Genomic DNA, 17,359 nt, shown 5'->3' with positions numbered 1-17,359 from the left:
CAGGTGAGTGAAGTCCTCTTCTACCACCTGACCGAATCGAAGCTTGAGGACGCGCTGCCGCCGCTCCTCGACAAGAGCCTCGAGCGCGGCTGGCGCGTCGTCGTCCAGGCGGGCGACGCGGAGCGGCGCGATGCGCTCGACACGCATCTGTGGACCTTTCGCGAGGACAGTTTTCTGCCGCACGGCACGGACGAGCAGGGCTTTCCCGCCGACCAGCCCGTGCTGCTGACGACAACGCCGGACAATGCCAACGCGGCCAATGTCCGCTTCCTGATCGCTGGTGCGGAACCACCGCCGCTCGATGCCTATGAACGCGTCATCTTCATGTTCGACGGCTACGACCAGGCTGAAGTGGAGAGGGCGCGCGAACACTGGAAACGCCTGAAAGGCGAGGGGCATCAGCTGACCTATTGGCAGCAGAACAGCGACGGGCGCTGGGTCAAGAAGGCCTGAGACCCTGCGACCGGCAGTGCAGGGCAATTGGCGCTCCTCCCGATTTTTCCGGCAAGCCGGGACGCACCATCCGCAAAATTAACCCGTTTTCGCTAACTACGGTGCCTTCGGGAGTGATGAGGTGATCGCCAATGGCGGAATACCGGATCGCGGATGCGTGTGAACAACTGAGCCTGACCATAGAGGCCGAAAGCGACGCCAGACTGCGCATGCGCCAGTGCCGGCAGGCGCTTGGGCTGGGCAGGCAGGCGGTTCTGGGCGCCGAGCGTCTCACGGATGCGGACATACAGGCCCTCCAATCGGTGCTTCGTCTTGCCCGGCGCGCGAGCAACGCTTTTTGCGACACCAATACCCTCATGACGCAACTCGCAGCGATCCGCATGGATCGGCTTGGCTTTTCCAAGCTTCCCGTCCTCGGGGAGACGAAGGCGAAACGTGTGCGAACCGAAACCGCGTCGCTTGCCGTTGCCGACGGGGCGTTGCCAGAAGGCTGGTGGGACATGCAAGCCGCCCTCGATGCTGCCAATGCGGGCCGGTATCTCATCGCGGGAACCGGCGCTGATGGGCCCTGTTCCGTGGCCTTGCGGCACCTGGATTGCGACGAACCTTTCCTGGTTCCGCGGGAGTACAAAAGGGTCATGGAGACGCTGCCGCCTTTCCGGTTGACGGTCGCCACCGGGCGCGTCCTTTTCGGCGCGGCGGAGAACCTCGGCGCTGGGGTGACGTTGCCGATCGGGAACGGGACCTATCTTGGTCAGCTCGTTTCGCTGCGGTCGGGCGGCGGCCTGAAAATTGTCGCGACACTCGTCCGCGACAGCGGCCCGGTCGATCCGTTTCATCAACTGCCGAAATTTCGGGAGGTGTCGTGATGCCCCCGGCGCAAAAACCCGTGCAGGCGCAATCGGCCTATCTGCATCCCTATGCCTGCTTTTCCTGTCGCGTGAGCTTCAAGCGATCCAGTAAAGCTGCCGCCGTTCTGCCTTGTCCAAGTTGTGGCGGCCCGAGCATAGGGCTCGGCCGCAAGTTCAGGCCGCCCAAGCGGTCCGATGTCGGGCAGTGGGCCAAGGTCGAAGCCCTGGTCGGCCACGGCTTCCTGTTTTGGAGCCTGGGCGAGCCCTATCCGGAAACGTTGAAGGATGTGGCGGCATTCGCCGACAGGCATGCGGACTTCCTGCGTCGCGAGCGTGAGTATGCGCCCGAAGCATTCGCCGAGATCGATGCAGCCCTCAAGGCTTCCGTCGAGAAAAGATAGGCATCCGACCCGCCGGGCGGAAGGATCGAAGAGGTTCGGGATGGATGAGGACGAGCAGAAGTTCGAGCTTTGGTGTGACAGCCAGCGAAGAGGCGTGCTCGACTATCTGGGTCGCCAACGCCTCGCACACGGCGAGGTCGGCGAATGGCCGGCATGGGACGTTTATCCGCACGCCGCGCTGTGGGCGGTGGAGAGCCTCAAGCGACCAGGCTTCGTCGGCTGGTGGGCGATATCCGGCGACGACGTGCCGAACGACTACGTTACCTGCGGGCCGCAGCGCCACCCGCGCGAAGCGTTACGCGGCATCGGCAACCGCTGGCTGGCCGCCGCCGTGGCCCTGCTCGACGGACGACAGCCGGAGAGCTTCACCCTGGGCTTGCCCGACGCTGTCCCGAAAGCCGACCTTGCCGCGCTTCTCTCGTTGAGGGGCGGGATGCTGCTGTACTTCGCCGATGATGACGATATGTGGCGCGAGGAGCCGTGATGCGACCTGCCCCCTGTCTTTCTAGGAGCGATGAGATGAGCGGCCATTTTGTTTGCGCCACCTGCGGGCAGTCCCACGACGGGCTGCCGACGGATTGGGCGTTCAAGCTTCCCGACGATGTGTGGGCGATACCGGCGCCCGGGCGTGAAGAGGCGGCCCGCTTCACGGATGACTTGTGCCAGTATGGCGAACGGCATTTCATTCGTGGGCTGTTATCGGTGCCGTTGCCGGACATGGGGAGCGATTTCGGCTGGGGTGTCTGGGCCGAGGTCGATGTCGCGGTCTTCCAGCGCTATCTCGAATTTTATGATGCTGACGGTTCGTCTGAACCGCAATACTCAGGAACGCTGGCCAACAGCCTGCCCGGCTATGTCTCGTCGCTGCACGCGCCGGTCGACATCCAGTTTCGCAACGCGACGCAGCGCCCGCTCTTCAGGCTTTCGGAGCGCGACCAGAGCACGCTCGCGATCGAGCAGCGCACCGGCATCGATAGTGCCCGATACCACCAGATTCTGGATGCGTTGCCAGCGTATGATGCGGCGTCCCGCCTCGGGGAGCAGGAGGAGCGGGAAGGTGCTGCGCCGGACCGAAGCACCCTGTGCATTTCCTGCACGCATGTCGTTGAGGATGGCGACAGCGTGTTGGTCGTGTCTCGCAGCGGCGGTGATTGGGTCTTGCTGTGCGGCCATACGGATCACAGCCACGATGAAGACGACGAGACGCTGCGCATCCTGCACTGGCGGCATCTCGTGGACCGCGATCCCTCCCTCGAGGACGTCATTCCGGCCCTTGAGGTCGATTACTCTGCCGAGCGAACTGCGGTTGGTGGGGAATGGCGCAAATTCTTCGATCCGGATACGGATGATTGAACGTGCGCGCCTGACGTCAATCGTGAAATGCTTCGACGAACTTGCGCCGTCCCAGCATGAAGGCATCGGCGACATGGCGCAGCGGCGCGAGGTCGACGTCGGATTTTCCGGCCTTCACGATCTCGGCGAAGCGCTTGTAGAGCATGGGATATTCCTGCTCCGGCTCGTCGTGCACCAGCTTGCCGTCGATGGAGAGTTTTGCGCCGCCTTCTGACAGCACCATTTCGCCCGCTTCGGTCTGGGCGACGATGTCCCAGCTCTGCTTGCCCGTCTGGCGCCAGTCGAAATCCGCCTTGAGGTCGAGGCCCTTGGCGTCGGAGAAGGTGATCGAGGCGGCGATCGGTGCGTCGCGGTTTTCCGGGAATTCCAGCGTGGCGGCGGTGATGAAAGCGGGGCGCGGCAGGATGTGGGTAACGATCGACAGCGCATTGATGCCGGGATCGAAGACGCCGAGACCGCCGGCCTGCCAGATCCATTCCTGGTTCGGGTGCCAGTGGCGCACGTCTTCCTTCCAGATCACCTGCATGGCGCGGATCGTCGTGCCGGCAAGGAAGGTTTTGGCGGCTTCCACGGCCGGCGCGTAGCGTGAATGCCAGCTTGCGAAGAGCGAGAGCCCCTTCGAATCAGCAAGCGCTTCGAGATCGGCGACTTCGGAGAGGGTCGCGCCGGGCGGCTTTTCGAGGAAGACATGTTTTCCGGCGGAAAGCGCCTTCTCGGCGGCTTCGTAGCGATACTGCGGCGGCATGCAGAGCGATACGGCGGCGATATCAGGCGCCGCTACCAACATCTCGTCGATCGACTTGAAATTGTCGATGCCATTCACCGTGCCATGGCGGCTAGCCGCGGCGATCAGCCTGTAGTCGCTGTTCTTTGCGACGGCCGGAAGATGCTGGTCGCGCACGATCTTGCCGACGCCGACGATTGCGAGATTGATCGGGGACATGGCTCCACCCTCATTTGTATGATGATTTACTCCTCTAGCATAAACGGCGCCGCTGGCAAGCGGCGCCGTTTGTCTGGAGCGGGTGAGGGGCGTTACTGCCCGAACTGCGGCGGTGAATCGAGGCCGAAGCTCGGAGCGCTGTCGAGCCCGCTGCCACCTTCCGTGCCCGGCACCAGGATCTGGATGCTGTCGAGATCCTGCACCACGTCCTTGTCGAGGAAGTAGGTCACCATTTCCGGGAAGGCGATCAGCAGGCCGACGAGGATGAGCTGCAGGATCAGCCAGGGGATAGCCCCCATATAGATATCCCGCGTCTTCACCGTCTTCGGCGCTATGCCCCGCAGGTAGAACAAGGCGAAGCCGAAGGGCGGGTGCATGAAGCTCGTCTGCATGTTGGCGCAGATCATCACGCCGAGCCAGATCAGGTCGATGCCGAGCGCCTGCGCGGCGGGCGCAATCAGCGGCACGATGATGAAGGCGATCTCGAAGAAATCGAGGAAGAAGGCGATGATGAAGATGAAGATGTTGACGAAGATCAGGAAGCCGACGACGCCGCCCGGAAGCGAGGTCAGCATTTCCTCGATCCAGTGGCTGCCGCCGACACCCTGGAAGACGAGCGAGAAGACGCGCGCGCCGAGCAGGATGAAGACCACCATGGCGGTGAGCCGCATCGTCATGTCCATGCCCTGGTAGATGAGCTTCCAGGTCAGGCGCCCGTTCATCCAGGCAAGCAGCATCGCGCCGACGACGCCCATGGCGCCGGCTTCCGTCGGCGTGGCAAGCCCCATGAAGATGGTGCCGAGCACGATGAAGATCAGCGCCAGCGACGGCACCATGCCACGGATGCACTTCCAGTAGAGTGGCCAGCCGCGCAGCGTGCGGGCTTCCGGCGGAAGGGCCGGAACATAGTGCGGCCGGAAGATGCTGAGGATGAAAACCCAGCCCATGAACAGCAGCACCTGCACGATGCTGGCCCCGGTCGCACCGATATACATGTCGCCCGGCGAGCGCTGGAGCTGGTCGGCGAGAACGATCAGCACGAGCGAGGGCGGAATGAGCTGCGTAATGGTACCCGAGGCCGCGATGACACCGGTGGCGTGGCGGATGTTGTAGCCGTAGCGCGTCATCACCGGCAACGAGATGAGGCCCATGGCAATGACGGAGGCGGCAACGGTGCCGGTGATGGCGCCAAGCACGGCGCCAACGAGGATGACGGCATAGGAAAGGCCGCCGCGCACGCCGCCGAAGAGCTGGCCGAAGCCGTCGAGCAGGTCCTCCGCCAGCCCGCACCGTTCCAGGATCACACCCATGAAGGTGAAGAAGGGGATGGCGAGCAGCAGGTCGTTCGAAAGCACCGAGAACAGCTGGTAGGTGAGGTTGCCGAGGAAGTCCGGCGCGATCACCCCGAGTTCGATCGCGACGAGGCCGAAGAACAGGCCGACCGCCGCGAGCGAGAAGGCCGCCGGATAACCGATGACCATGAAGAAGATCAGGCCCACGAACATCATGGGCGCCATGTAGTGGATGATGAACTGGATCATTGCAGCGGCTTCTCGTAGGCGAATTCGCGGACGTAGCCGTGCGTGAACACGAGAACGCATTTGATGATTTCGGCGACACCTTGCAGGCCGACGAGAGCAAAGCCGAGCGGGATCATCAGCTTGGCCGGCCAGCGCGGCAGGCCGCCGGCATTGTTGGAGCCTTCGTTGGTGACCCACGAATCGACGAACCACGGCCAGGTGAAATAGATCATCAGCGCGCACATCGGCAGAAGGAAGAAGACGCCGCCGAGCAGGTCGATCCAGGTGCGCGTGCGCTCGCTGACCGAGCCGTAGACCAGGTCGACGCGCACATGCTCGTTGACCTTCAGGGTCCAGGCGCCGCCGAGCATCACCATGCCGGCGAACATGTACCACTGCGCTTCCGACAACGTATTGGAGTTGTTGCGGTAGAGGTTGAGCATGAATTCGAAAATGCCGACGCCGCCGACATTGCGCTCCATCCAGAGGATGCCGTCGGTGGAATAGCGGAAGATTGCGTTGAAGGCCGCAGTCAATGACGAAAACAGCACGAGCCAGATCGCGATGATCGAAACCCGCCGGCTCAGTTCGTCGATGACGCCGGTGATACGTAAAGCGAGAGCCAAGTTCCCCTCCCTCCGTTTTCAATGAACGGATTGTCCGGTGCCGGAGCCTGCAGCGCTTCGCGTCCTTGATGCGCGACAGTCGCTGCAGAATGATGCATTTTTGCTCCGGATGAAACGAAGACGGCGGGATCATGGATCCCGCCGTCTGAATGCCAGCTCAGCCGAGCTTGCCGGCGCGCTGTAGCTGCATCATGAAGGTGTCGTTGGTGTACTCCGCCACCTGCTGCCACAGGAAGGTTTCCTTGCGGAAGGCCTTGATGGAATCCCAGATCTTCTTGAAGTTGGCGTTGCTGCCTTCGATCTCGGCATAGGTCTTTTCCGACTGCTCGAAGCAGGCGGTCAGGATTTCCGGGGTGAAGGGCCGCAACTGTGCGCCGGAGGCGACGAGCTTCTTGATCGCCGTCGGGTTCAGGTAGTCGTACTTCTGGAGCATGTTGGCGTCGGTCGCCTGCGCCGCCGTGCGCATCAGCGACTGGTAGTGCTTCGGCAGCTCGTCGTACTTCGCCTTGTTGAACATCAGGTGCACGGTCGGGCCGCCTTCCCAGAAGCCCGGATAGTAGTAGTAGGGCGCGACCTTCTGGAAGCCGAGCTTCTCGTCGTCATAGGGACCGACCCATTCGGCGGCGTCGATCGTGCCCTTTTCCAGTGCCTGGTAGATTTCGCCGCCGGCGATCTGCTGCGGGATGACGCCGAGCTTGGCGACGATCGCGCCGGCAAAGCCCCCGATGCGCATCTTGAGGCCCTTGAGGTCCTCGACGGTCTTGATTTCTTTGCGGAACCAGCCGCCCATCTGCACGCCAGTATTGCCGCCGGGCAGGGCGTAGATGTTCTGCGTGGCGAAGAATTCGTTGCAGAGGTCGATGCCGCCGCCATGGTAGTGCCAGGCGTTCATGCCACGCGCGTTGAGCGCGAAGGGAACAGCGGCTGCGAGCGCCCAGGTGGGGTCCTTGCCCCAGTAATAGTAGGCGACGGTGTGGCAGGCCTCGACCGTGCCGGCGGAGACGGCGTCGGCGGCCTGAAGGCCGGGCACCAGTTCACCGGCCGCAAAGGGCTGAATCTCGAAATTACCGTCGGTCGCTTCGGAAAGGTACTTCGCGAAGGTCACCGCGCCGCCATAGATCGTGTCGAGCCCCTTGGGGAACGACGAGGTCAGGCGCCAGGTGATCTTCGGATTGGTCTGCGCAATTGCCGGCGCTGCAAGTATGGTCGCGGCTGCACCGCCCACGCCGGCAACACCGGCCTTCTTGATGAATGAACGACGATCCATAGATTTCCTCCCAATGGCGAGCAGGGCTCCTCTCCCTGCTCTCGTGTCATCACGCGGGAGCTAATCATGTCGGGTTAGGGGTTTCAAGCCAAGGAGGGAAAGAACGGGCAAAGGCTTCCCTACGACTTTCGTCTTAGGGAGCGTTTTCAGCTATCTGCCTGTTTTTTGTGCGTTTCTTGAATTGGAGCGACGGGTTTCGCTGCCGCGATAGCGCCTGGGCGGGATTTATTACCCGGCCATCGCCTCTTCGTATTCGGCCGACAGCTCCAGCCATTGCTCCTCGGCGTCGTTCAGCTTGTCGACGGCCATAGCGCGAAGTTTTGCCTTCTCGGCGGCCTTCGCCGGGCTCTTTTCGTAGAGCACCGGGTCCGCAAGTTCTGCGTCAAGAAGCTGAATCTGCTTGTGCAGTTTCGCCGTCAGCGATTCGATTTCGTTGATCTTTTTCTTGAGCGGCGCGAACTGGGCGCGCCGGTCCGCATTGGCCTTGCGCTGGTCCGCCTTGTTGGCCGTATCGCCGCCGTTGGAGGCTGCCTTGTCCTTGTCGTCCTTCTTGCCAGACTGGACGATAATGCTGCGATACTCCTCCATGTCGCCGTCGAAGGTCTTCACCGTGCCGTTGTTGACCAGCCACAGCCGGTCGACGGTCGCCTCGATGAGGTGGCGGTCATGCGAGATCAGGATGACGGCGCCTTCGTAATCGTTCAGCGCCTCGATCAGCGCGCGGCGGCTGTCGATGTCGAGATGGTTCGTCGGTTCGTCGAGGATCAACAGGTTCGGCGCGTCGAAGGCGGCAAGGCCCATCAGCAGGCGCGCCTTTTCGCCACCGGAAAGGTCCTTGGCGGGTGTGGACATCTTTTCCGTGGCAAGGCCCATCTGCGCCACACGCGCACGCACCTTGGCCTCCGGCGCCTCCGGCATCAGCCGGCGCACATGTTCGACGGGCGACTGCTCGGGCACGAGGTCGTCGAGCTGGTGCTGTGCGAAGAAGCCGATCTTGAGGCTTGGCGCCCGCTTGACGGTGCCCGATTCGGCCTCCAGCCGGCCCGAGATGAACTTGGCGAAGGTCGACTTGCCGTTGCCGTTCGAGCCGAGCAGCGCGATGCGGTCGTCATTGTCGATGCGCAGGTTGATCTGCTTGAGGATCGGCTGGCCCGGCGTGTAGCCGACGGCGCCGCCTTCGATGGCGACGATCGGCGATGCGGGCTGCTTTTCCGGCTCCGGAAAGGTGATCGGCTGCACATGCGTCTCGATGACGGCGGCGACCGTGCCCATGCGCTCCAGCGCCTTGACGCGGCTCTGCGCCTGCTTGGCCTTGGTGGCCTTCGCCTTGAAGCGGTCGATGAAGCTTTGCAGATGTTTGCGCGCGGCCTCGTTCTTGGCCTTCGCCTTCATCTGAAGTTCGTCGTTCTCGGCCTTCTGCCGCTCGAACTGGTCGTAGGAGCCACGATAGAAGGTCAGCTTCTGCTGGTCGAGATGCACGATGGCGTTGACCGCGGTGTTGAGCAGGTCGCGGTCATGGCTGATGATGATGACGGTGTGCGGATAGCGCCGCACATAGTCTTCCAGCCACAGCGTGCCTTCGAGATCGAGATAGTTGGTCGGTTCGTCGAGAAGCAGCAGGTCCGGCTCGGAAAATAGCACGGCCGCCAGCGCCACGCGCATGCGCCAGCCACCCGAAAAGCTCTTGGCGGCCCGCTGCTGCGCCTCGTGGTCGAAACCGAGGCCGGCAAGGATGCTTGCGGCCCGCGATTCGGCCGAATGGGCGCCGATATCGGTGAGCCGCGTCTGGATTTCGGCAATGCGGTGCGGGTCGGTCGCGGTTTCCGCTTCCTTCAGCAGGGCGGCGCGCTCCTTGTCGGCGGCCAGCACGATCTCGATCAGCGATTCGTCCGTGCCCGGCGCTTCCTGTGCCACCTGGCCGATGCGCGCATTCTTCGGCAGCGAGATGCTGCCGGCCTCGGAGGCAAGCTGGCCGGTGATGATGCGAAACAGCGTGGACTTGCCGGTGCCGTTGCGCCCGACGAGACCCACCTTCACGCCGCTCGGCAGCGAAAGGGATGCGTTATCGATGAGGAGACGCCCGGCAATGCGGGCGGTGAGGCCGGAAATCGTGATCATGCCGGGTCTATAGAGCAATTCCTGCAAAAGTGCGAAGCGGTTTTGTGCCCGCAATCGCGTCAAAAAGGCTGGGGTCGGGTGGCCCCCGAAGGCATGCCTTCAGGCGGCGGAATTGCGATAGCCGCGACCAGCCCGATCTGCCACCTCTGCGGAATAGATGCGCAACGCAATGTCCGTCTCCGCGGCATAGGCGAGCGCCTGGTCGGCCTGATCGTAGAACATCATCGGTGAATTGGCCGAATCGCTCATGGAAATGCCGGCCGTCAGCGTGAGGAAGCCGGCAGGCAACTCGCGGTTCATGAAGGGAAACGGCTTTTCCGCAACGCTGCCCGCGATGCGCCGTGCGATGGTGACCGCAATCTCGCGGCTGACATCGGAAAGCAAAAGACAGAACAGGTCCGGCCCGGTGCGGGCGACGAAATCGTCCTTCTTGACGGAGCGGCGGAAAATGGCGGCAAGCCGTTTCAGCGTCTTTTCGGCGGCACCCGCCGGGTGCGTCTCGGCGAATTCCCGCAATTGCTCGACGCGGAACAGGAGGAGGGCAGACGTGCCGTCGGCGGCTTCGGTCTGGAAAAACACTTTCAGCCGCCCGAGCAGCGCGGCGTGGTTGGCAAGGCCCGTCACCGGGTCGTGCGTCAGCGCCTCGCGGCTGACGGCGAGGCCGGAACGCAGGCCGTCGAGATGGGCTTGGAGGTCTTCGATCCGCGTTGCGGCGGAGCGGTCGGTGCCCAGAATATCGCGCAGGATGGATAGCAGGCGGACCGTGTCACTGGCGAAATCAGAAATGCCGAGCACGGGATCCTTGCCCATGCGCGCGGCGATCTCTTCCAGTTCCTGTATGGCGGCCGCGCGCTGCCGGCGGCTCGACTCGGTGGTTTCCGCGACTTCGGAGAGCACCCGCACGGCCTCGCCCGCGGCCTGGCCGGCGGCGAGCACATTGTGGCTCGGCAACGAATGGCGCAGCGCAATCGAATCGAGCGCAGCCTGCTCCGGCGCCTTGCCGAGTGCCGCGATCTCGCGTGCGACGCCGGCGTTGCCGCTCAGCGCCTCGAACAGCAGTTCATAATTCCGCGGCAGCCCGGCAATGCCGAGATTGGCCATGACATGCGCAATGCGCGCCGTGATCGGCGGAACGGTCGCCTGCGGATCTTTCGGGGCGGAGGTGGGTTTGCTGCTCATGAAACGCCGTTACATGGAGCGCAGCGGCGGGTGCGTGCGCTCGGGTTGAGTCAATCGGCGTAACTATCGGATTGCGCGGTTAATTTTGCGTGTGCTGAAAGAAGATTGAGCCGGAGTGGACAAAACGCAAAGGCGCCTGTCGCTCCGGCGTGCGGCGGCGCGCATCCCTGCCGCCGCCAGGATTGGTCAGGCCGTCCGGCGGGCGAGCGGGATGACCCGCATCATCTGCCCGATCATCGTTGCGCGCGCAGGCTCCCGGGCAGGCTCCTTGGTGCGCGGCGCGCGGTTCTGCTGAAGCTCGCGCATGGCGGCCGCATAGCCCTCGGCGCGCGCCTCCTTCAGCGCCACCTCGAAGGTCTTCTCGATTACCGGATAGCACTCCTCCGGCAGATAGGCATTCGGGGCATCGGTGCCGTAGACCCGTGCCATCTTGCAAAGCGTACTGCCGAGCAGGGCTGCCCACTCTTCGGTCGTTCTTGCCATTGTTTTTCCTCTCTCAGGTGAGGCCGGCGCCGTTCGGCGTTAGCCCCAATGGCAGCGACTATCTCATCACCGATCGCCCGTGCCTGTCACTTTGGTAACAGGACGAAGCAGCCCCCAAGATCGATGCCGAGCGCTTCCATATCATGCGACTGTATCACTCCTATTGCAGGAACCGGAAGTACCACTCGCCCTAAAATTTAGGGGGTGTTGTACTTTCGGTTGCGCGTGAAGAATCATCGGCGCGCGGTGCAGGGTGGCCGCAATCACGGCTTTTTCACCGTCTGGAGGCGGAAGTTCCGTCTTTGTTCGTGGTTGGGGCGAGAGATTGAGGGTTTTGGCCCTATCTACCTGGCCCACATTGGAGTAGCACGACGGAAACATCACTGGAGAGCGACCCATGACCCCCGACGAGAAGAACCAGATCATCGTCAATGCTTTCCACAATCCGCGCTACGGAATTTCCCCGACTGCCACGCGCGGTGCCGTCGAAAGCCATTCCAAGAAGCACGGCCTTGCCGGCCAGGAATACAAGGACGCCCTGGCCGCCGCCATGGAAGCCGGGCTGATTGCCCAGATGGCCGACTCGGCCCTGTCCATCCGCAATGCCGGTCGCGCCATGCTGCCGAGACGATAGTCGACAGACGAGACAGCATACGACCTTTCGGCTGGTCCTATTTCAGGAAAGCCGCGCCCTCGGTGCGGGCGAAATAGATCAGGTCCAGCGTAATGCTTGGGCCGCCGACCGCCGTCAGCATGCCATGACACTGACCCCGATGGTGGGTCTGGTGGTTGAAGAGATGCGCCAGCGCCGGGCCGAGCGGATGGCGAACGATCGCCGGGTTGGTGAGCGGGCTGTAGGTGAAATCGGCCGCGATCCTTTCCTCCGTCAGCGAATCGGCAAAGGCTGACAGCCGCGCATCCTCCACCTGCCGCGCCGCCTGCAGGCCCGCGAAATCCTCGTGCAGGATGGTGTCGAGGCTGCTGGGCGCATCGCCTTCCCCGGTAAAACGCTTCATCCAGATACGGTCTGCGGTCAGCAGATGGTTCAGCGTACGGTGCAGCGAGCCGAAGAACGCGCCGAGATTCTGGCGATAGGCGGCATCGTCGAGCTTGCCGACTTCTTCGTAGAGGACGCGGTTGGCCCAGGCATTGTAGGCGGCAAGCAGGCGGTAGTGGTCGCGCATTGAGGTCTCCCTGATCGCTGGACCATAGCGGAAACCCGCATCGGCGGCGTGAATGTCATCCATGAAATTATCTGATTTGCACAGTCGGCCGCGCTGCTTTTCAATAGACGAAAGCAAATGAAGAGGCCCTGATGACCCGACTGCTCTATGCGCTCTCCGGCGCCGACAGGACACGCCAGTTTTCACCCCATGTCTGGAAGACGGTGATGTCGCTTGCGCACAAGGGCCTCGACTACGAGACAGTGCCGGTCTGCTTCACCGAGATCCCGGCCATCGAGGGCGGCGGCGCGGCGACGGTGCCGCTGCTGCGCGACGGCGAGCGGCTGGTACACGACAGTTTTGCCATCGCGCTCTATCTCGACGAGGCCTATCCCGACCGGCCGTCGCTGTTCGGCGGTGAAGGCGGCAAGGCGATGGCCCGTTTCATCGAGAACTGGTCGCAATCGACCCTGCACATGGCCATCACCCGCATCGCCATCCTCGACATCCACAATCTGCTCGGCCCGACGGACCAGGCGTACTTCCGTCGGAGCCGGGAGGAGCGCCTCGGCGCCTCGCTCGAGGACATCGCCGCTGCCGGCAAGGCGGAGATCGCGGATTTTGCCAAAAAACTCCAACCATTGCGCAACATGCTGAAGATCCAGCCCTTCATCGGTGGCGAAAGCCCGCTTTTCCCGGACTACATCGTCTTTGGCGCGCTGCAATGGCTGCGCACCACGGCAGGCACCAGCGTGCTCGCCGAGGATGACCCGGTGGCGGACTGGTTCCGCCGCTGCCTCGATCTGCACGATGGCGTCGGCCATCGTGTGACGGCTGCGTGAAACTTTACCCCTGACATTGCCAATCACCGCTCCCCCCTTGTTTTGCCGGGCGTTGGCGGCTATGGAACCGCCACTTTCACCGGACAAAACCAAGGGAAATGTGAAAATGGCGATTGAACGCACCTTTTCGATGATCAAGCCGGACGCAACGAAGCGCAACCTGACCGGCGCCATCACCAAGATGCTCGAAGATGCAGGCCTCCGCGTCGTTGCTTCCAAGCGCGTCTGGATGAGCACGCGCGAAGCCGAAGGTTTCTACGCCGTTCACAAGGAACGCCCGTTCTTCGGCGAACTGGTTGAAGGCATGACCTCCGGCCCGACGATCGTCCAGGTTCTCGAAGGCGAGAACGCGATCCTCAAGAACCGCGAAATCATGGGCGCCACCAACCCGGCCAACGCCGACGAAGGCACGATCCGCAAGACGCATGCGCTGTCGATCGGCGAAAACTCGGTTCACGGTTCCGACGCTCCGGAAACCGCTGCCCAGGAAATCAAGTACTGGTTCTCCGACACCGAAATCGTCGGCTGAATCGGATTGTCCGGCCACGGTCGGAACGCATTGAAATGATTCTGGAGCCGGGGCCGCAAGGCTCCGGTTTTTCATTGTGCGGGATCGAACTTGAAGATCGGTTGGCCGGACAGCAGCATCGCCTCCGCCGGATGATGCAGGACGCTCGCGCAGGTTCGATCGAGCCGCATGGCAAGATCCGTTGCCAACGCCAGCCTGATCTCCACCGGCTCCGTGGTGAGAACGAAATCGGCAAGCCGCGCAGGATCGCCGGCTGCAAACAGCAGTTCGGCGACGACGGGCGCCTTGCCGGCGTCCTTTGCGAAAGCTGCCAGCGGTGCGGTTTTCAAGGCCCCGGCCAGTTCCAGCCAGAGTGGCCATTCCGTTCGAAATTTCGCGCTCAGCTCTGCCGGCATATCCGGTACGGCGTCGGCGTCACCCTTTACAAAGGGGGTGAGCGTCTCGATCGCAATCAGCCGGTCGATCATGTCACGCACCGAAACATCACCGGACGGACGCTGGGAGCGCACGCCATAAAAGGGGATGCTCGCGAGCCCCTCATCGAGCGCGTCGGTGTTTTCCGAGGCTGCCCGGAGTGCGCGGTATGCCGTCAGCCAGGCCGCATCGAGCGTGTCGTCCGGCTTGATGCGCCCGGTATCGATGTCCGCGATAAGAGCTTGTGCCGCTTTCACCGTGGCGGCGACGTCGCCGGACTGGTTGAGATGGGTCATGAGGAAATCGCGTTCCGGTTCCCGGGCCGCGGCGATCGATATGATATGGATGTTTCGCCGCATGGCTTCGGATGCTGCATCCAGCACCGGAACGCGCGGCAAGGCCATGTTACCCACCAAGGCAGGCGCCCAGCTCCATACCTGCGTCAGATCCCGCAGTTTCGCCGGTTGCGCGAAGCCGGCCACGAAGGTGGACCAGGCGGTGCGGTCGCGCTGCATCGCAACGAGCCCGGCCTGGAGGAAGAACAGGCCATGGCGACCCGCCGATGCGGCAAGGGCGGCCTTCTGTTCATCCGGCCAGTCCACGATCGCCGGTACGATCGGCTGGCTGATGCGGATTTGCCTCTCGGCCGGTAGGGCGGCAATCATGGCCAGCAGTTTCTCCCCGTCGCCATGCTGGAGGATCGCGCGCAGGGTCGAGATCTGCGCCCCGAGTTGGGCGGGGTCGCCGGCATCCTTCGATACCGCATCGAAACCGCCCCGCACGGCATCGATGGCGCCGGCGAGATCGGCCGCCTCGCGCACACCGGCATCGCTGAGGCCATGGGCGAGTTTAGCTGCCGCGTCCATGGCAAGGCCGCCATAGCGGATCTTGAGGTAGGCTGCCTCGGCCCCCACGCCTCGTGCTTTCAGCCGCGACAGTTTCTGCCGGTCGATGAGCACCGTGTCCGCAAGCATCAGGATTGCGGCTCTTGCCGGGCAGGCGGGCGGTTCTTCGGCCCGGACACCCAGTGGCAGCAAGAAGAGACCGATCGCCAGAGCAGGCAGCAACCTCATGCGTGTATCCTCCCGGTCGGAACCGTTTCAGACGGGACGCGTGAGCTTTGCCGAATATTCGTCAGGCCCAATATTCATTAGGTTGGGCAGGTAGACATTTCAAAATGCTCCGGCGCCCTGCCGTCCTTGAAGACCTCCGGATTTTTCTCGTAGCCGGGGCCGACGACGAGCGCCTTGGCTGGCAGGATGCTCTGGTCGGCGCTGGAGGTCACCTGCGTCTCCAGCGATTGCAGGCTGCCGCCGTCGGGACCGATAACGGCGATAGTGACCTTATAGGGCGGGCCTTTTTTCACACAGGTGATGTCCGGGCTTTCCAGCACGACCCTTGGCAGGTTGGGGAAAATCTTGCGCTCCAGTGTCAGCGGCGCACCGCCGGCCGGGTTCTCGAATTCGGCCTTCACGACGGAGCCTTCCGGCAGGGGTTCGGTCTGTTCCAGGGTGACGAGATAAGTCGCATAGGCGAGACGGTAGTTGAAGACGAACATCTTTCCGGTGAGCTTCAGCGGATCCGGCCCCGTCTCGCGCTGGCAAGCCGCGAGAAGAAGAACGAGCGGCAGCGCGATCAGCAAAGACTTTCTCATAACCGTGGCTCCTCGCGGTTGCGGTGATAATGGCGGCTGGCCTTCGCCCGGTTGCCGCAGACCGCCATGTCGCACCAAGCGCGCGAACGGTTGCGGCTGCGGTCGAGAAAGAGCCATTGGCAGTTCGGGCAGATTTTCAGCCGCTCCGGCTCGGGCCGCGCGACCAGCATAAGCGCGGAGCGGGCGGTCGCGGTGTCGAGCGCCTGCGGGCGCATGCCGGATAGCCGTATGGACGCCGAAATAGCATCCAGCAGATCGGCCAGCAATGTGGGCGTACCGCTCTCCAGAATCTCGGCGCGAAAATGCCGGTCGATCGCTTCGCGCAGGTCGATCAGCCCCGTGCGGGCGTGCGCGCTGACCGGCTCAAGCGCGCCGAAGACATCGCGCTCACCCCCATGCCTGTTTGCCCCGGCGGGAAAGGCGTCCATCACGGCGGGATCGGCAAAACGATCGATCCGCCGCTCGGGATCGGCGCGCAGCACGACGGAGTTCGCCACATCCAGCGCAAGTGCACCGCCGGAAAAACGATGCGGGGTCCAGGAAAAGGTCATAAGCATATTCTAACTGGTAAAAGGCGTTTTGTCAGTTATATTTCATCGCATGAAAGAGACGCAAAGTTCGCTCTCTTCGAAATTGCGCGAACGCGGAAGGCATCCGGACCCGATGGCCTATTTCCTGCAGCAGATCGCCAATGCCGTGCCTGTCGCCGCGCTCTATGCGGCGCTTGCCTTCGGCTACTCGATCGCCTTTGCCGTGACGCGCCGGGCGGATATCGCCTACGGCGCGCTCTTCGCTTTTGCCGCGCAGATGTTCGTGCTGTTTGCCGGTTTCGGCTGGACGCAGTTGTGGCTCGTTCTGCCCGCCGCGTTGGCCTTTGGTGCAGCAGTCGCCTTGTCTTACGGTGTCGGCGCCGGCCTCGTCATCGGGCGCCACGTCATGCGACCGCTCGCGTTCTCTTCCGACAACACTGTTGTGGTGGCCGCGCTTGGCGTCGTGCTGGTGTTGATGGAGACGGCGCGGCTCGCCTCCGACACACGCAGCCTCTGGCTACCCCCGCTGCTCGCGACGCCGGTGGTGTTCTGGAACGATCCCGCCTTTCCCGTCGTCTTGACCGTGTTGCAACTGGCAAACACGCTGGCCATGGCGGCAATCGTCGTCATCGGCCACATGTTTCTCGCCCGCTCCGCCTGGGGTCGCCGCTGGCGGGCGGTTTCGGAAGACCGGCTGGCGGCAGAGCTGTGCGGCGTCGATGCCGCGGGTGTCTACCTCTCCGCCTATGCGGGGGCGGCGCTGATCGCCAGCCTCACCGGCATTCTCGCCGTCTCCTACTATGGCAACATGGATTTCGGCGCCGGTCTGGTCTTCGGCGTGAAAGTGCTGTTCATCGCCGCGATTGGCGGGGCAGGGGCGCCGCTCTTGTCAGCGCTCGGTGGTGCGGCGATGGGGCTCGCGGAAACGCTCTGGGGCGCCTATGGCGATTTTCTCTGGCGGGACCTAGTGATCTTTTCCGCGCTCGTGCTGCTGCTGGTGATCTTTCGGCGCGAAAGGCCGCTGCCGTAAGGT

At 63.1% G+C, this 17,359-nt stretch carries 20 protein-coding genes; 9 read left to right on the top strand and 11 right to left on the bottom strand.

Going from position 1 to position 17,359, the window contains the following annotated elements; translation table 11 throughout:
• Nucleotides 1–3: 3 nt before the first annotated feature.
• From BSY16_RS08470 to BSY16_RS08450, 5 genes are all read left to right on the top strand, one after another.
• Nucleotides 4–453, top strand: a complete 450-nt coding sequence (locus tag BSY16_RS08470; RefSeq protein ID WP_069059247.1) for a DNA polymerase III subunit chi — start codon at nucleotides 4–6, stop codon at nucleotides 451–453.
• Between the two features lie 131 nt (nucleotides 454–584).
• The gene (locus BSY16_RS08465) at nucleotides 585–1,322 is read left to right on the top strand and encodes a hypothetical protein (RefSeq protein ID WP_069059246.1); all 738 of its coding nucleotides are present in this window, start codon (nucleotides 585–587) and stop codon (nucleotides 1,320–1,322) included.
• Nucleotides 1,322–1,705 (top strand): hypothetical protein, encoded by a 384-nt coding sequence (locus tag BSY16_RS32320; RefSeq protein WP_069059245.1) that lies wholly within the window; start codon nucleotides 1,322–1,324, stop codon nucleotides 1,703–1,705. The genes BSY16_RS08465 and BSY16_RS32320 overlap by 1 nt, the downstream gene beginning before the upstream one ends.
• Nucleotides 1,706–1,745: 40 nt before the next feature.
• On the top strand, nucleotides 1,746–2,189 hold the full coding sequence (locus BSY16_RS08455; RefSeq protein WP_069059244.1) for a DUF4826 family protein: 444 nt from the start codon (nucleotides 1,746–1,748) through the stop codon (nucleotides 2,187–2,189).
• A gap of 35 nt (nucleotides 2,190–2,224) precedes the next feature.
• The gene (locus BSY16_RS08450; RefSeq protein ID WP_069059243.1) at nucleotides 2,225–3,058 is read left to right on the top strand and encodes a DUF2199 domain-containing protein; all 834 of its coding nucleotides are present in this window, start codon (nucleotides 2,225–2,227) and stop codon (nucleotides 3,056–3,058) included.
• A gap of 16 nt (nucleotides 3,059–3,074) precedes the next feature.
• Here BSY16_RS08450 and BSY16_RS08445 read toward each other — a convergent pair whose 3' ends face one another.
• The 7 genes from BSY16_RS08445 to BSY16_RS08415 all read right to left on the bottom strand — a co-directional run bounded on the left by BSY16_RS08445 (nucleotide 3,075) and on the right by BSY16_RS08415 (nucleotide 11,194).
• Nucleotides 3,075–4,001, bottom strand: a complete 927-nt coding sequence (locus tag BSY16_RS08445; protein ID WP_069059242.1) for a Gfo/Idh/MocA family protein — start codon at nucleotides 3,999–4,001, stop codon at nucleotides 3,075–3,077.
• Nucleotides 4,002–4,093: 92 nt separating this feature from the next.
• The gene (locus BSY16_RS08440; protein WP_069059241.1) at nucleotides 4,094–5,542 is read right to left on the bottom strand and encodes a TRAP transporter large permease; all 1,449 of its coding nucleotides are present in this window, start codon (nucleotides 5,540–5,542) and stop codon (nucleotides 4,094–4,096) included.
• Nucleotides 5,539–6,147, bottom strand: coding sequence for a TRAP transporter small permease subunit (locus tag BSY16_RS08435; RefSeq protein WP_069059240.1), 609 nt, complete (start codon nucleotides 6,145–6,147; stop codon nucleotides 5,539–5,541). The genes BSY16_RS08440 and BSY16_RS08435 overlap by 4 nt, the downstream gene beginning before the upstream one ends.
• Before the next feature lie 157 nt (nucleotides 6,148–6,304).
• Nucleotides 6,305–7,414, bottom strand: a complete 1,110-nt coding sequence (locus BSY16_RS08430) for a TRAP transporter substrate-binding protein (protein ID WP_069059239.1) — start codon at nucleotides 7,412–7,414, stop codon at nucleotides 6,305–6,307.
• Nucleotides 7,415–7,642: 228 nt separating this feature from the next.
• Nucleotides 7,643–9,532, bottom strand: coding sequence for an ABC-F family ATP-binding cassette domain-containing protein (locus BSY16_RS08425; protein WP_069059238.1), 1,890 nt, complete (start codon nucleotides 9,530–9,532; stop codon nucleotides 7,643–7,645).
• A gap of 99 nt (nucleotides 9,533–9,631) precedes the next feature.
• The gene (locus tag BSY16_RS08420) at nucleotides 9,632–10,711 is read right to left on the bottom strand and encodes a GGDEF domain-containing protein (protein WP_069059237.1); all 1,080 of its coding nucleotides are present in this window, start codon (nucleotides 10,709–10,711) and stop codon (nucleotides 9,632–9,634) included.
• A gap of 186 nt (nucleotides 10,712–10,897) precedes the next feature.
• The gene (locus tag BSY16_RS08415; RefSeq protein WP_069059236.1) at nucleotides 10,898–11,194 is read right to left on the bottom strand and encodes a hypothetical protein; all 297 of its coding nucleotides are present in this window, start codon (nucleotides 11,192–11,194) and stop codon (nucleotides 10,898–10,900) included.
• A gap of 397 nt (nucleotides 11,195–11,591) precedes the next feature.
• Between BSY16_RS08415 and BSY16_RS08410 the strand changes: the two genes are divergently transcribed.
• Nucleotides 11,592–11,828, top strand: a complete 237-nt coding sequence (locus BSY16_RS08410; protein ID WP_069059235.1) for a hypothetical protein — start codon at nucleotides 11,592–11,594, stop codon at nucleotides 11,826–11,828.
• A 37-nt stretch (nucleotides 11,829–11,865) separates the two neighbouring features.
• Here the strand turns inward: BSY16_RS08410 and BSY16_RS08405 are convergent, their stop codons facing one another.
• Complete coding sequence (locus BSY16_RS08405; protein WP_069061449.1) at nucleotides 11,866–12,378, bottom strand: DinB family protein; 513 nt, start codon at nucleotides 12,376–12,378, stop codon at nucleotides 11,866–11,868.
• Between the two features lie 131 nt (nucleotides 12,379–12,509).
• Here BSY16_RS08405 and BSY16_RS08400 point away from each other — a divergent pair, with 131 nt between their 5' ends.
• Together BSY16_RS08400 and ndk are read left to right on the top strand one after the other, a co-directional pair.
• Nucleotides 12,510–13,199, top strand: coding sequence for a glutathione S-transferase family protein (locus tag BSY16_RS08400; RefSeq protein WP_069059234.1), 690 nt, complete (start codon nucleotides 12,510–12,512; stop codon nucleotides 13,197–13,199).
• 106 nt (nucleotides 13,200–13,305) lie between these two features.
• Nucleotides 13,306–13,728 carry a nucleoside-diphosphate kinase gene (gene ndk, locus BSY16_RS08395; protein WP_069059233.1) on the top strand — a complete coding sequence of 141 codons (423 nt, stop codon included), beginning with the start codon at nucleotides 13,306–13,308 and terminating at the stop codon, nucleotides 13,726–13,728.
• Nucleotides 13,729–13,799: 71 nt separating this feature from the next.
• Here ndk and BSY16_RS08390 read toward each other — a convergent pair whose 3' ends face one another.
• The 3 genes from BSY16_RS08390 to BSY16_RS08380 form a co-directional block, all read right to left on the bottom strand.
• Complete coding sequence (locus BSY16_RS08390; protein ID WP_069059232.1) at nucleotides 13,800–15,215, bottom strand: hypothetical protein; 1,416 nt, start codon at nucleotides 15,213–15,215, stop codon at nucleotides 13,800–13,802.
• A 77-nt stretch (nucleotides 15,216–15,292) separates the two neighbouring features.
• A complete protein-coding gene (locus BSY16_RS08385) occupies nucleotides 15,293–15,796 on the bottom strand; it encodes a hypothetical protein (protein ID WP_069059231.1) in 504 nt (167 codons plus the stop codon).
• The gene (locus BSY16_RS08380; protein ID WP_069061448.1) at nucleotides 15,793–16,347 is read right to left on the bottom strand and encodes a CGNR zinc finger domain-containing protein; all 555 of its coding nucleotides are present in this window, start codon (nucleotides 16,345–16,347) and stop codon (nucleotides 15,793–15,795) included. Before BSY16_RS08380 ends, BSY16_RS08385 begins: the two co-directional genes overlap by 4 nt.
• A 112-nt stretch (nucleotides 16,348–16,459) precedes the next feature.
• Here BSY16_RS08380 and BSY16_RS08375 point away from each other — a divergent pair, with 112 nt between their 5' ends.
• On the top strand, nucleotides 16,460–17,356 hold the full coding sequence (locus tag BSY16_RS08375; RefSeq protein ID WP_069059230.1) for a branched-chain amino acid ABC transporter permease: 897 nt from the start codon (nucleotides 16,460–16,462) through the stop codon (nucleotides 17,354–17,356).
• Nucleotides 17,357–17,359: the final 3 nt, after the last annotated feature.

This window comes from Sinorhizobium sp. RAC02, from assembly GCF_001713395.1.
Lineage (GTDB): Bacteria > Pseudomonadota > Alphaproteobacteria > Rhizobiales > Rhizobiaceae > Shinella.
Note: the sequence above shows the minus strand (reverse complement) of the source record. Positions and strands in the feature narration are given on the sequence as shown.

Excerpts from the sequence above, each read along its gene's own strand:
- BSY16_RS08415 (WP_069059236.1), bottom strand. The coding sequence starts at position 11,194 with ATGGCAAGAACGACCGAAGAGTGGGCAGCCCTGCTCGGCAGTACGCTT.
- BSY16_RS08375 (WP_069059230.1), top strand. The coding sequence starts at position 16,460 with ATGGCCTATTTCCTGCAGCAGATCGCCAATGCCGTGCCTGTCGCCGCG.
- BSY16_RS08445 (WP_069059242.1), bottom strand. The coding sequence starts at position 4,001 with ATGTCCCCGATCAATCTCGCAATCGTCGGCGTCGGCAAGATCGTGCGC.
- BSY16_RS08425 (WP_069059238.1), bottom strand. The coding sequence starts at position 9,532 with ATGATCACGATTTCCGGCCTCACCGCCCGCATTGCCGGGCGTCTCCTC.
- BSY16_RS08440 (WP_069059241.1), bottom strand. The coding sequence starts at position 5,542 with ATGATCCAGTTCATCATCCACTACATGGCGCCCATGATGTTCGTGGGC.
- BSY16_RS08380 (WP_069061448.1), bottom strand. The coding sequence starts at position 16,347 with ATGACCTTTTCCTGGACCCCGCATCGTTTTTCCGGCGGTGCACTTGCG.
- BSY16_RS08405 (WP_069061449.1), bottom strand. The coding sequence starts at position 12,378 with ATGCGCGACCACTACCGCCTGCTTGCCGCCTACAATGCCTGGGCCAAC.
- BSY16_RS08400 (WP_069059234.1), top strand. The coding sequence starts at position 12,510 with ATGACCCGACTGCTCTATGCGCTCTCCGGCGCCGACAGGACACGCCAG.
- BSY16_RS08430 (WP_069059239.1), bottom strand. The coding sequence starts at position 7,414 with ATGGATCGTCGTTCATTCATCAAGAAGGCCGGTGTTGCCGGCGTGGGC.
- ndk (WP_069059233.1), top strand. The coding sequence starts at position 13,306 with ATGGCGATTGAACGCACCTTTTCGATGATCAAGCCGGACGCAACGAAG.
- BSY16_RS08390 (WP_069059232.1), bottom strand. The coding sequence starts at position 15,215 with ATGAGGTTGCTGCCTGCTCTGGCGATCGGTCTCTTCTTGCTGCCACTG.
- BSY16_RS08455 (WP_069059244.1), top strand. The coding sequence starts at position 1,746 with ATGGATGAGGACGAGCAGAAGTTCGAGCTTTGGTGTGACAGCCAGCGA.
- BSY16_RS08385 (WP_069059231.1), bottom strand. The coding sequence starts at position 15,796 with ATGAGAAAGTCTTTGCTGATCGCGCTGCCGCTCGTTCTTCTTCTCGCG.
- BSY16_RS08410 (WP_069059235.1), top strand. The coding sequence starts at position 11,592 with ATGACCCCCGACGAGAAGAACCAGATCATCGTCAATGCTTTCCACAAT.
- BSY16_RS32320 (WP_069059245.1), top strand. The coding sequence starts at position 1,322 with ATGCCCCCGGCGCAAAAACCCGTGCAGGCGCAATCGGCCTATCTGCAT.
- BSY16_RS08465 (WP_069059246.1), top strand. The coding sequence starts at position 585 with ATGGCGGAATACCGGATCGCGGATGCGTGTGAACAACTGAGCCTGACC.
- BSY16_RS08420 (WP_069059237.1), bottom strand. The coding sequence starts at position 10,711 with ATGAGCAGCAAACCCACCTCCGCCCCGAAAGATCCGCAGGCGACCGTT.
- BSY16_RS08450 (WP_069059243.1), top strand. The coding sequence starts at position 2,225 with ATGAGCGGCCATTTTGTTTGCGCCACCTGCGGGCAGTCCCACGACGGG.